The following is an 11795-nucleotide window of genomic DNA, read 5'->3' on the forward strand; positions in this document are numbered from 1 at the left end:
ACACCGCCAAGGCGAACCGGCCCACACAGGGAAACCTTCCACTGCGTCAGCTGTGGCCACAAGGCGCACGCGGACACCGTGGGCGCCCTGAACGTTCTACGGGCCGGGCTGGCCCGTCGCGAAGCCCAACCGGCCTAGCGAGAAGCCCCCTCATTCATGAGGGGGAGGAGTCACGGCCGAATGTCACGGAGCCGCTTGCAGTAGTTGGGCTTCGGGCCTGTGACGTGATCGCAGCGCGGCGAAATGGGAACACTACGCAGAGCTACCAGGGTTCTCATCGCGGCTTCCCGAGTGGAGGGCCAGCTCCGCCAGCCACGGATGCCCGGGGTGTACGAGCTCCAGCCAGCCACGTAGCACATCCCGTCGCGCCCGCCCCAGCAGCGGCAGCACCAGGTCGAAGTCCGCCTGATCCTTGGGCCGTAGCGCCTTCGCCTTGAACAGCAGCACCAACTCCGGCACCAGGTACGGGATCCCGTCCGCTGTTCGCTCAATGATCGCGTCGTACGGCAGCCGCAGCCTCTCGTCCCGCCGGAAGATCCACGTTTTGCCCTCGTGCGGCTCGCGGAAGACGTCCAACAGGAACTGACCGCTCGCCGGATCCCGCAGCCAGGTCTGGTGCGTGGCCGCCAGCTCCTCAGCTCCCGCCCCCGACCAGGCCCGCCCCGAACCCACCGCGTCAAACGCGAACTCGGGGAAGCGGTGCCGAATCTCCGGGAACCCCGCCGCGGGCACCGAGATCTCCAGATCGTCGTGCGGCCGCGACTGTTCCCCGCGGAACAGATCCAGCGCCCACCCCGCCGCGATGCACCAGGGCGGTCCGACCCCGTCCAACCGCTCCGCGACTTGTTCCGGACGCCAGGCGTCCGCCCAGCGGGCCTCCAGTTCGTCCACATCGAGTACGCCGCCGCCGGGCGGCAGGGATTCGGTCATCGGCACAACCTACTGCCGCAACCCGAGACGGGCATGGCTATTTGCAGGCACCGGAGCCAGGCCCACTTCCAGGACGGGTGCCGCGCGCGAGGCGGGACATCTCGGAGATGCGCACGGTGTCGCCCGGCCGCGCGTACGTCAGCAGCTCGCGGTGATGGGGATTCCTGAAAAAACGACCAGGGATGCTCTTCGCCCCACTCGGTCCGGCTATCAACGGACTGGGGAAGTTCAGTGAGCGGCGGGCCGTCGGTGAGCCGGGGCAGCTTGCTCGTTCAGTGTCCGGACCGAGCCGGGCCACCAAGGCGCCGAACTCCTGGCCCAGACACCAGCCGCAAGGTGACCGGTGACCTGAGAGCTTCGTCACCGGCTGGCAACATGGTTCTTACCGCCTTGCTGACTGCGCGGCTTCTGCGGCCCGCCGCTGAGAGATGATCTCCAGGCCCGCTCGGAGACCATGGCCCGCTCAGAAGTCGTAGCAGACGTAGGCGCCCTCGGGGCCGCGGGCGATCCGGTCCGAGCCCCAGCAGTGGAGCATCGGCCCAACGCGGTACAGGGCGGCGCCACCGGCGAGCAGGACAAGGACGGCGAGCCCGGTGGTCACGATCCGCATGACGGTCATCCGCCGTACGAGCCACCAGGCCCCGGCGATCGCAAGCGTCCCCAGCCCCAGCATGACGGCCGACATCGGGGCGGTGTTGTTCTGGATCCCGGGAAAGCGGTCCGGGTGCGCGACGTGTTGGACGGCGGAGAAGGCGAAGAAGAACAGCAGCAGCCCCAGCAGCAACAGTCCGACGGAGCCGGCCCCGCGGCCGACGGCTCGGCCCCGGCTCCGCGGGCTTCCGGGCGCCCCGGCGGCGTCCGCGCGCACGAGCCGCCGGTCGAGGACCGCCCGGAGCCGGTCCACCTCCTCCGGGGCCGCCACGGCCCGCTTGGGAAGGACGGCGAAGCCGACGGAGGACTTATCGGCGCTGAGAAGCACGAACAGCTCCGGCGTCTCGACATAGCGCGAGTAGAGGTGCCAGTTGTGGCTGGCCGAGCTGTGCGCGGTGGTGAGCCGGACCCCGGTGTCGTCGACCGTCCCGCAGATGTCCCCCTGTCGTTCGGCGAGCCGGTGCAGGCGGCGCGCCTGCAACCACGGCACCGCAGTCCTGAAGGCGACAAAGACCACCACCCCTGCATACAGCGGCCACGGTGTGTCCCGGTGGCCGGAGCCAGCCGCCGACAGCAGAACGCCGATGGCCGTGACCGCCACCGTCCAGATCAGCGCCCCGCGCTGAAAGCGTCCCGCGCCGGTGCTTCTCGCGCGTGCCCGCAGCGCGGACGCCAATTCGCCGATGGTCGGCCGGTAGGCCAGCTCCACCGGTCTGTCGGCGACCGCGTCCGTTTCCCGGCCCTTGACCATGTCCCCTCCCTGGTTCGGTGATCAACCGGATCGTAGAGGCTTTCTCAACCGCTGCGGCGACCTGGCGGTGGTCGGCGCCGTACGTCATCGATTCCGGGCGGCCCCTCCCTTGTGGTGGCCGTCCGCAGGTCCCCGAGGAGCCCTTCCGCGCGGAGGATCGGGCCCTATCTGCCGTCAAACCCTGTCAGCAATCACTATCGGACCTCCCCACCCCGGAGTCCCGGAATGTTTGGCGTGGTCAGGCCTGCGCGGTGGGCCGGACGACGATCTCGCTTACGTCGACGCCGTCGGGCTGCTCGATTGCGTAGCCGATGGCGGAGGCGATGGCGGAGGGCGGCATGGCGATCTCGTCGCGCTGCTGGATCATGGCGGCCGCGGCCTCGGGGCTGGCTCCCTTGCCGACGCCTTCGGTGTTGGTGAAGCCGGGCGAGACGAGGGTGACGCGCAGGTCGGGGCCCGATTCCTGGCGCAGCCCCTCGGTGAGCACCTTCACTGCTGTCTTGGTGGCCGCGTAGACCGCCTGGGGGGATTTGACGACGTAGGCCGCGGTGGAGCCGACGTTGACGAACTGGCCGGAGCGTTGCCGGCGGAAGACGGGCAGTGCCGCACCGATGCCGTTGAGCAGGCCGGTGATGTGGGTGGAGACCATGGCGTCCCAGTCGTCTTGGCGCAGGTCGTCGAACGGTGAGACGGCCATCGTGCCCGCATTGGAGACGAGGACATCGAGCCGACCGAACTGGTCGATGGCCGTGTCCGTCAGGTGCTGCAGGTCCTCGCGGCGGCTGACGTCGACGATGACGCCGGTGGCGATGCCGCCCTTGGCCGTGATGCCGTCAACGACCGCCTTCAGCCGATCCTCCCTGCGGGCGCCGAGCGCGAGTCGCGCACCCTTTGCGGCGAGGTAGGTCGCGGTCGCTTCGCCGATGCCGCTGCTGGCCCCTGTGATTGCAATGACTTTGCCCTGGATTCCCGACATGATCAGCTGCCCTTCGAGGGGTGTGCGCAGGTGCGGGCGTTGACCTGCAGTAAACTGGGGACGCCTCCACTTATTGGGAGATTAAACGGGGGCGACTCCGTTTAGCAAGGCGAGACGCGCCTCTGAGAGGGATGACGAGCACTGATGGCCGAGGAAGCGCATCGCCCGTTGCGGGCTGACGCACGGCGCAACAGGGAGAAGATCCTCACGGCCGCTGGGCGCGTGTTCACGACGGAGGGGCTGGACGTGCACCTGGAACGCATCGCCAAGGAGGCGGGCGTGGGCAGCGCGACCCTGTACCGCAACTTTCCCACCCGGGAGGCCCTGGTCGAGGCGGTCTACCGCAACGAAGTGGCCCGCCTCTGCGACGCGGCCCCCGCCCTGCTCGCGCAGAAGCCGCCCGTCGATGCCCTGCGCGCGTGGACACGCCTCTTCCTGGACTACGTCACCGCGAAATACGGCATGATCGACGCCCTGCGGGCCATCGCCACGTCCGGAAGCAACCCCTACGGTCACAGCCGGGAAATGATCCAGGCCGCCATCGCCTCACTCATGGACGCCTGTGCGGCCGCCGGGATGATCCGGACCGACATCAGGCCCAGCGACATCGGCGCCGCCCTCGAAGGCATCGCCCTCACCTCGGCGGGCGCCGAACACCGACAGCAAGCTGAGCGTCTGCTCGACCTGACTCTGGACGGCCTCAAGGTCCGCCCGTAAGGACACGGTCAGCGGTGGAGGTGGTGAAGCTGCAGCGGCCGAGCACAGGGAGGTTGCGGTGCTTGAGCGGGGAGGGCCGGGCCACGTCCTCCAGCACCCCGTGCGAGCCGGTCTCCACCCTGGGCAGGGTCGCGCGCCAACGGCCTATATGGATGGCTGCGGGTCGAGATCGGCTTCTACGTGGACTGTACGAGACCCAAGGACCGCTGACCAGCAATGACCAGGTGGCCGATTCGTCGACCCGTCCGAGGGACGGTGGCGTGGAATGGCCGATGTGAATCCGACTCGGCCGGCCCGGGCTGTGCGTGAATTGCGACCAGCCGCGGGGGAACCCGACTTTGAGGCCCTGCGGATCGTGCCCTGGCTGTAGAGGCTGCCGCCTACCGACCGGCGATCGTCTGGACGACCTCCGCTAGCTTGAGCCGCCCGCGGAATGTCGCCCAGGCCGACAGCTGCGAACCATGGGAGCTTGTGGATGAGCTCGATGAACCGCGACCCGGGCGATGACCCCGCCAGGCCGCCCGCTTCCCAGCCCACAAGCGGTACCTCAGCCCCATACAGTGCGCCCGGAGGCCAGGGCTTGCCCCGGCGTGGTGGAGCATGGTTCCGGATCGGTTTCTGGCTGGGACTGGGCGCTACCGTTGCCTGGCTGGCGGTCCAGACCGTGCTGCAGATCAACCAGCTGCTCAGCCTGATCCTGCTCGCCCTGTTCATCGCGATCGGCCTGGAGCCCATCGTCGCCTGGCTGACTCGCCACCACTTGCGCCGCGGCGCCGCCGTGGCAGCGGTCGTCTTCGGCCTTCTGCTGTTCCTGGCAGGCTTTGTCGCGCTGATCGTTCCGCCGGTCACCCAAGAGGTGAACGCCCTGACGAAGGCATTTCCCACATGGCTGCGGGATCTGCACCACCACAACTCCACGCTCGGCAGGCTGGAAGACCGGTACCACATCGTTTCCGGGATCAAGCAAAGGGCCGCGGGTAGCGCCACGAGCGTGCTGGGCGGAGTGCTCGGCGCAGGAAAGATCGTGCTGAGCGCGGTCACCTCGGTGGTCGTTGTCGTGATCGTCACTTTGTACCTGATGGCAGGCCTTCCGGTGATCAAGCGATTCTGCTTCCGCTTCGTCGCGGCGAGCAAGCGTGAGCACGTGCGTGAGGTCACCGACGAGATTCTCAACCGCACCGGCAGGTTCCTGCTCGGCAACGTCCTCACGTCGGTGATCGCCGGGCTCGCCACGTGGGCCTGGTGTCTGGGTCTGGGCGTGCCCTATCCAGCGGCGCTGGGCGTCTTCGTCGCTCTGATGGACCTCATCCCGATCGTCGGTTCGACCATCGCCGGTGTCGTCGTGAGCCTGGTCGCACTGGTGATCTCGCTCCCCGTTGCCGGTGCGACGGCAGGCTTCTACATCGCCTTCCGCCTCGCCGAGGACTACTTGATCATGCCGAAGGCAATGAAGTTCGCGGTCGACGTGCACCCCATCGTCACCGTCGTCGGCGTCCTCATCGGTGGCGCGTTGCTGGGCATCATCGGCGCCCTCGTGGCCATCCCCGTGGCGGTCGCCATCGGGATCCTGCTCGACGAATACGTGTTCGCGCGAGCGGATGCCTCCTGATTCGCGCACCCCCTGACACGTCTTCCTGGCGCTGCCCCGACAGTCTGCTCCGTCCAACTGGTCGTTGAAGACACCGGGGCGGTGACACCTGCCGCGCGGATCCGTGCCAGAGTCATGTTCCGGCACTCGAGGCGGCCCTTGTACCTGGTCCGGCCGTAGGCCGCTCCCGGTCTGCTGCATTGGTCGGCTCATGTTGCGTGGCCCCCGCCGCAGGCGCCGAGGAGTGAAGTCGGCGTTGCGCCGGGCAGGGGCCCGAGAAAGCAGCTCCGTCCCGGCGGCCCGTGGTCTCCGATCGTTGTGACGTCGACTTGGGTGACGCCGCTAGCTCTTCCTCTTGCACTGGGCGCGCTCCCCGCACATGCCCACCCGTCGGCGCATACAGGCCAGAGCGCGCCTACCCCGCCCTCTGGGCTGCGGTGCACCGCCCAAGGGTGTTCCAGTTCATCGCGTGCAGCGGTGCAACCACCACCACTGATGTACAGCCGTGACAGCTGCCCCAGCTGTCACGGAAAACCAAGCTGGTGACTCTCACTGTCGTTCTACGACGCGGCCGGTTCAAGAGCCCTGCTTGAGGCCCAGGGCAGCGCCGTACAGGTTTGGCATCGAGTTCGCGTTGGCAGGGTTCGGCCGGCGCTGCTGCACGTGCTGACGATCTCGGGCCTCGACGCCGGGTTCGGCATGCGGCCACAGCCCGTCCCGGCTCCCAGCTCGGGCCCTGCGGCTCCCTAACGGGCTGTTCTCTATTCGTTCGTGTGCCCGGTCTGCTTCGAACTGGGTCCGCGAGCCACCAAGAGGCCCTCCCTTCAGTGCGCTACCTCGTCGGTAACGGCATCAAGTGGCGGGCGATGTCCGCCACTTGATGCCCTGGACTCGGGTCTACTCCTTTTTCGCCCGCAGGGCAGAACTGGATTGCAGTGGCGCCGGCCATCCCGCTACGGCAACAAGGTCGCCAGGTGCCACAGCCGGGCAGTCCACCTCGTGGAGGTGCGGGATTACAGGTGTGATGCCAAGGCTGCGTAGACCTTTCGCCACGCGTCGGCGCCGGCCTGGGGGTCGTAGTCGGCCGGGCGGTCGGCGCAGGCGAAGCCGTGGCGGGCATTGGGGTAGGTCACCAGCTCGTGCGGCACCTCGGCCTTGGTGAGCCGCTGCTCGGCCTGTTCCCACTCCTCGGCCGGGATGATGTGGTCCAGTTCGCCGCGGAAGCCCAGCACGAAGGCGCCGCCGGCGGCGATCCGCTCGCTGGTCTCCAGCGGCGGCACGGGACCGACCAGCGGGAAGCCGCTGTTCAGCAGCCATCCAGGGTAGAAGACCGCGGCCAACTCGAAGCTCAGCTCGGTCGCCGCCCGTACCGCGATGTGGCCGCCCATGCTCAGGCCGAGGAACGCCACGCCCCGCTCACCGGCTTCGACGCGCGCTGAGGCCAGCGCAGCGGAAGCGTCAGCCACCAGCTCGTCCCGGTCCAGTGCGCGCATCAGCACCAGGCCGTCCTCGCGCTCCTCGGCGGAGTAACCGAGATCGGTGCGGCGAGCATTGCGCCAGTAGTAGTCGGGCGCCAGTGCCACGTACCCGGCCGTCGCCAACTCCGCGCAGGTCTCGCGCACATAGGCGTTGACTCCGTACAGCTCGGAGCAGACCACCACGGCGCCGCGCACTTCACCCGCTGGGCGGTGCACGTACGCCTCGATGCCGCCTGTCTCGCCGAGTGTCTCCCATTGACCAGTCATGACTACCCCCGTGTCTACGTTTGCGGCTCAACTCTACTGGCAGGAAACATACTTCACTCTCGACTTCAGTCTGCTTCAGTCGTGCTGAGGGGCAGACCGGGAGGGCGAGGAGGCTGCAGCTCCAGCGTTCCTCGCGGCAGGCGCTCCGGTGCTGAAGCGGTCCATCCGATCGGTTCCCGCACCATTTCAAGCACTACTCGATGTCGTGGAGCCAGGCGGGTTTCAAAGTCCCGGTGATCGAGTAAGTCCGGTGCAGAGGAACGTAGCTGCTCAGTATCGGCGTAGCAGCGGCCAGAGCACGGGCCATGGCCGGTCCGGCCCCGCGCAGAGCACCACGGCCGCGCGCTGCTCCTGGTTCGCGGTGCCGTGCCCGTTGTCGACGCGCGCCACCGTGTGGCAGGCGGTGAAGTGCTGCTCCAACTCGGGATAGCCCGCCGGGTGGACGAGCAGCACCGGACCCGTGGCGGTGGCCGGCGGCGGGCCCCAGGCGTGCAGGCCCATGTGGCCGGAGTACGGTGCGGGCAGGCCGAGGGCGGGCCCGTAGCGCGCGATGGCCCCGGCCTCGCCGTAGTTCGCGGTCAGCAACACGGCAGTGGCCCGCTGGTCGGTGGGGATCGTCTGCCAGCCGGTGGCGGTGGCGCGTGCGAGCTGTGGCCAGCCGACCTCCTCGCCGAGGTCGGGGTCAACGGCCATCGGTATGGTCAGCGCCGATGCGGGCAACACCGGCAGGGCGGCCAGGGCGCTGGTGAGCAGGGCCGCGAGCAGTCCGCCTGCGAGCTTGGCGCGGTGCTCGTGAATCCAGTGGGCGTAGGGCTCGCAGCCGGCGGCGCTGATCGCGTACAGCAGCGGAATCGGGTAGTACCCCTTGCCGCCGCCGGCCAGCACCAGCAGGCACAGCACCACCCAGGCCGCCGCGACCGGTCTGGCCCAGCGCAGCTCCGGTCGCCTCAGCAGCCGGCTCAGCCCGGTCAGCCACAGGGGTGCCAGCACCGGCGAGAACTGGAGCAGCTGCATCGGCAGGGTGAGCAGGCGCCCGCCGATTCCGACATCGGCGCTGATCCCGTGAGCTACCGTCAGCTCGGGCCAACCGCGCACGGCCTGCCACCACAGGGTCGGGATCGCCAAGGGCAGCGCGGCGAGGACGGCGGTCAGCGGGCCCAGCAGCTCTCGTGGACGCGGTACGAAGAAGCCGCGCGGTCCGGTCGTCAGCACACCCAGCGCCAGGGCCGGCAACAGCCCCAGCACCAGCAGCTTGTTCAGCAGCGCGATCCCGACCAACGCTCCCAGCCAAGGCCACCAGCGGAATTCGCCCGTGCGCAGCAGTCGGAGCGTCAGCAGAATGATCGCCAGCCAGACCGTCAGGTCGAAGGTCGCGGTGGAGAGCAGGTGCCCGATTCCGATCGTATAGCCGGAGCAGGCCGCGGCCGCTGCCGCAAGAACCTGCCCGCCGCGTCCGGCGCCCAGCTCTCGGGCGATCAGCGCGGTGAGCGTGATCGTGACCGCGGTGAGCAGCGCGGGCAGGATCCGTACGCCGGTCGGGGTGGAGCCGAAGAGCTCCGCACCGAGCCTGGCCAGCAGCGGGGTGAGCGGTGGCTGGTCCGGGTAGCCCCAGGCCGGGTGCCGGCCGGCGAGCAGGAAGTACAGCTCGTCGCGGTGGAAGCCGTAGCGGCCCGACAGTGCGAGCAGCAGTGTCGCGGCCGCAGCCGCGATCCCCCCGACCGGCCCGGCTGCGAACTGCCGCAGGTCCGGCTGCGCATCCCCCCGAATGAACATGTCGATATTCTGACAGACCGGGCGGGGCCGGAGAAGGCCTCAGCGCCGTCGTTCCCACTCCAGCGAGTGGCGTTCGGGCAAGCCGGTGGGCAGTGCCGTACGGCTCACTTCACTGCGGGCGGCCCGCGGGATCTGCGGCGGGAGGAGGAACGACGGACGACTCTGGGCTCACGGCAGTCGGGCTGGCCGCGGGCTGCCTGTCGACCCGTCCGGGCGGAAGGCGACGCCGTACCGGCGGGCGAAGTGGTTGGCCTCCGCGACCGAACCGCCGACCGCGTGCAGGTGGAAGGCGTAGGCCACCGAGGTGATCTGTTCGTCGTTCAAATAGAGCACTCACAGGCTGCCGAGCAGGCGCGCGGTGCGTACTCGTTCCGCCGGGCCCTCGGCCGGAGGCACGTGCAGTCGCGCGCCGATGTGCAGGTACACGCGCAGGGCGTCCATCTCCGTGCGGCGCAGTTCGATGAGCCGCTCGCCGTTCTTCGGTCCGTCGGGCCGGTGGTCGGGGGAGGGGCTGGCCTCGGCGTAGGGCGGCACCACGGCGAGCGGGCGGCGGCCACGGCATGGATGTGGCAGATCAGCCGGGGTCGGTGGCAGGCTTTGGTGCAGATCAGCGCCGCCGTGAAGACATGCTCGGTGCCCGCGGCGGTCCTCGCACTACCGGGGTGGACCGTTGAACCGGCACTACGACGCGGCGGATCCCGTTCGCGCCAAAATCTTGCCGCGTCGCAGAGACCGTCGACACGGTCTTCCTCCCCCTGGTGCACTGACCAGGCCACCGCACCACCGCGCCTCGCACAAACGGTCGCCTAGAGCTGTTCTTCCATCCCGATCGCCTCCTGCAGGCATTGGCGAGCCTGGTCCTGTTCTCCTGCCCACTCCATCAAAAGCGCCCGGGCCAGGGAGTCCAGCTTGCGTTGGACAGCATGCTCGGCCCGCCGTTCGGCGTTCTTCAACAACGCGAGCAGCAGCAGCGTCACCGCGCCCATCGCATCTCCGGCCACGTGCTGCCAGTCCAGGGAGAGGCCGGCAACGTGAACCGCGATGAAAGCGACGACCAGCAGAAGACAGAACATGAAGAACAGAGGTGAGGCAGTCAGATTGGAGCCCACCTCGGCGAACCGAGCGAACCAGCCGCGCTGCCCGCCACCGCGCTCAGCGGGATGCCGCAAGGTCATGACAGCGCTCGAAGGGCCGGGGCGGCCGCAGGATTGTTCCTCATGACACCCCTAACGAACCTTCACAGTGCCAGGTAGCGCAGGATGGGGTGGTTCTTGCGCAGAAGCGGGCCCGCCTCTCCGCCGGGGGCTATGAATCGGCGTCGGCTGAGGCCGATCTCAGCGAAGTGCCTGATCACGGTGATCCCGTCACGGCCCACCCCGCCTGGGGGTCCGGTCCGGCAACAACGGTTCCAGCCGCGCCCACTGCGCGTCGCTCACCGGCACATCTGAAGCAACGATCAGATGATCGGAACGAAACGGCCCAGAGTCGATGCCCGGCATGCGCGCGGGCAATTCGCGGTTGCAGGCCGCTCGCGCGCGTGGAGGGGCGGGTGCTCCCCGGCGGTTCCGTCGCGAAGTCAACTGGACCGCGTGACCGGGGACCACATGCCGAGCCACTGCTCGGCGTCCCAGGCCTCGAACCGCTCTACCTCGGTGAACCCGAGCTTCGCCGCGAGGCGCATCGAGCCGACGTTGGCGGTCTGGGTGGTGAGCACCACCGGTTCGCCGGGAAGGACGCCGGCGAGCCAGCCGAGTGCCGCCGCGCACGCCTCGGCGGCGTACCCGAATCCCCACGCCCGCGGCAGGAACAGGTAGCCGAGATCGGCCTTCCCCGCGGCAGCCGGGCGACGGTGCCCGGTTGCTCTCCTCAGCAGGATCTGGCCGATCATCGACCCGTTGAGATCGACGACGAAGCTCCCGGGCCACCGCTCGGGTACCTCAGGCGTCTCGTGCTCAAGCTCGTCACGTGGTCGGGGGCCGCCGAGGTAGGTGTGCACCTCCGGCGAGGCGAGCAGCTCAATGAACGCCGCACGGTCCCGGCTCTCGGGCTCGCGGAGCACGAGCCTCTCGGTCCTGATCGGCTCCGGCGGCCACGCCAGAGGTCCCAGCCCCAGATCTTCCATCCGCGCACGCTAACAGGTGGTCAAACCGACCGAACGGGAGACGGCTTGGCCTCCCCGCCCGTGGGGCGGCTTCGCACCTGACCCCAATGTGGTCCTGGCCGCCAAGGGGAGTCTCTTACGCGCCATCCGCGAACACCCGCGCAAACGCCGCATCCGGGCGGTCATCCCGATCCCAGCGGACCAACGCGGTTGCCGACTGTGCAAGGGAAGCCGCGGCGGCAGGCCACCAGCCTTCGACCGCGACGCCTACGAACAGCGCAACACCGTCGTCCTCGGTCTCGATGACGACGATTCCGTCGGAAGCCTCGCCGAGGACGCCCCCGACTTCCTCCTGCTGGCCGGCGGCGGAGCGCACTTCGGGGGAGACGCCGTGCGCGGAGACCGCGCGGACCGTGCTCTGCGGGACCTCCTCCTCGCCGTCGACGAAGACCGCCCCGCGCTTTCGCAGCTCCGAGACGCGCACGTACACCGGCAACCAGATCGCCCGGCACGAGGCGCCCACGGGACTGACCGAGGAGGGCGTGATCGCCTGGTTCACGGTC

The 11795-nt window shown here is 69.0% G+C and carries 12 protein-coding genes and 2 pseudogenes; 3 read left to right on the forward strand and 11 right to left on the reverse strand.

Annotated elements, in window-relative coordinates:
* On the forward strand, positions 1 to 138 hold a 138-nt coding region (locus tag ACWEN3_RS29870; protein ID WP_452976915.1), incomplete at its 5' end, for a zinc ribbon domain-containing protein.
* 114 nt (positions 139 to 252) lie between these two features.
* Here the strand turns inward: ACWEN3_RS29870 and ACWEN3_RS29875 are convergent.
* From ACWEN3_RS29875 to ACWEN3_RS29885, 3 genes are all read right to left on the reverse strand, one after another.
* The gene (locus ACWEN3_RS29875; protein ID WP_452976898.1) at positions 253 to 930 is read right to left on the reverse strand and encodes a nucleotidyltransferase domain-containing protein; all 678 of its coding nucleotides are present in this window, start codon (positions 928 to 930) and stop codon (positions 253 to 255) included.
* Positions 931 to 1393: 463 nt separating this feature from the next.
* Complete coding sequence (locus ACWEN3_RS29880) at positions 1394 to 2332, reverse strand: YcxB family protein (protein WP_452976899.1); 939 nt, start codon at positions 2330 to 2332, stop codon at positions 1394 to 1396.
* A 238-nt stretch (positions 2333 to 2570) separates the two neighbouring features.
* Positions 2571 to 3308, reverse strand: a complete 738-nt coding sequence (locus ACWEN3_RS29885; RefSeq protein WP_452976901.1) for an SDR family oxidoreductase — start codon at positions 3306 to 3308, stop codon at positions 2571 to 2573.
* Between the two features lie 144 nt (positions 3309 to 3452).
* On the opposite strand from ACWEN3_RS29885, the gene ACWEN3_RS29890 reads away from it, so the two are divergent.
* Entirely contained in the window at positions 3453 to 4025 is a 573-nt protein-coding gene (locus ACWEN3_RS29890) for a TetR/AcrR family transcriptional regulator (RefSeq protein WP_452976903.1), read from the forward strand.
* 580 nt (positions 4026 to 4605) lie between these two features.
* Entirely contained in the window at positions 4606 to 5634 is a 1029-nt protein-coding gene (locus ACWEN3_RS29895; protein ID WP_452976917.1) for an AI-2E family transporter, read from the forward strand.
* Between the two features lie 992 nt (positions 5635 to 6626).
* On the opposite strand, the gene ACWEN3_RS29900 is transcribed toward ACWEN3_RS29895, so the two are convergent.
* The 8 genes and pseudogenes from ACWEN3_RS29900 to ACWEN3_RS29935 form a co-directional block, all read right to left on the reverse strand.
* Complete coding sequence (locus ACWEN3_RS29900) at positions 6627 to 7358, reverse strand: dienelactone hydrolase family protein (RefSeq protein WP_452976905.1); 732 nt, start codon at positions 7356 to 7358, stop codon at positions 6627 to 6629.
* A 270-nt stretch (positions 7359 to 7628) separates the two neighbouring features.
* Positions 7629 to 9131 (reverse strand): glycosyltransferase family 39 protein, encoded by a 1503-nt coding sequence (locus ACWEN3_RS29905; protein ID WP_452976907.1) that lies wholly within the window; start codon positions 9129 to 9131, stop codon positions 7629 to 7631.
* Positions 9132 to 9299: 168 nt separating this feature from the next.
* Positions 9300 to 9455 (reverse strand): DUF6417 family protein, encoded by a 156-nt coding sequence (locus tag ACWEN3_RS29910; RefSeq protein ID WP_452976909.1) that lies wholly within the window; start codon positions 9453 to 9455, stop codon positions 9300 to 9302.
* A 9-nt stretch (positions 9456 to 9464) separates the two neighbouring features.
* Complete coding sequence (locus tag ACWEN3_RS29915) at positions 9465 to 9665, reverse strand: hypothetical protein (RefSeq protein ID WP_452976919.1); 201 nt, start codon at positions 9663 to 9665, stop codon at positions 9465 to 9467.
* A gap of 26 nt (positions 9666 to 9691) precedes the next feature.
* A pseudogene (locus ACWEN3_RS29920) lies at positions 9692 to 9778 on the reverse strand (transposase); the annotation flags it as partial.
* Between the two features lie 159 nt (positions 9779 to 9937).
* Positions 9938 to 10306 carry a low affinity iron permease family protein gene (locus tag ACWEN3_RS29925; protein WP_452976911.1) on the reverse strand — a complete coding sequence of 123 codons (369 nt, stop codon included), beginning with the start codon at positions 10304 to 10306 and terminating at the stop codon, positions 9938 to 9940.
* Positions 10307 to 10707: 401 nt separating this feature from the next.
* Positions 10708 to 11253 carry a GNAT family N-acetyltransferase gene (locus ACWEN3_RS29930; protein ID WP_452976913.1) on the reverse strand — a complete coding sequence of 182 codons (546 nt, stop codon included), beginning with the start codon at positions 11251 to 11253 and terminating at the stop codon, positions 10708 to 10710.
* 115 nt (positions 11254 to 11368) lie between these two features.
* Positions 11369 to 11795: pseudogene (locus ACWEN3_RS29935) on the reverse strand (hypothetical protein); the annotation flags it as partial.

This window comes from Streptomyces sp. NPDC004561 (assembly GCF_053602155.1).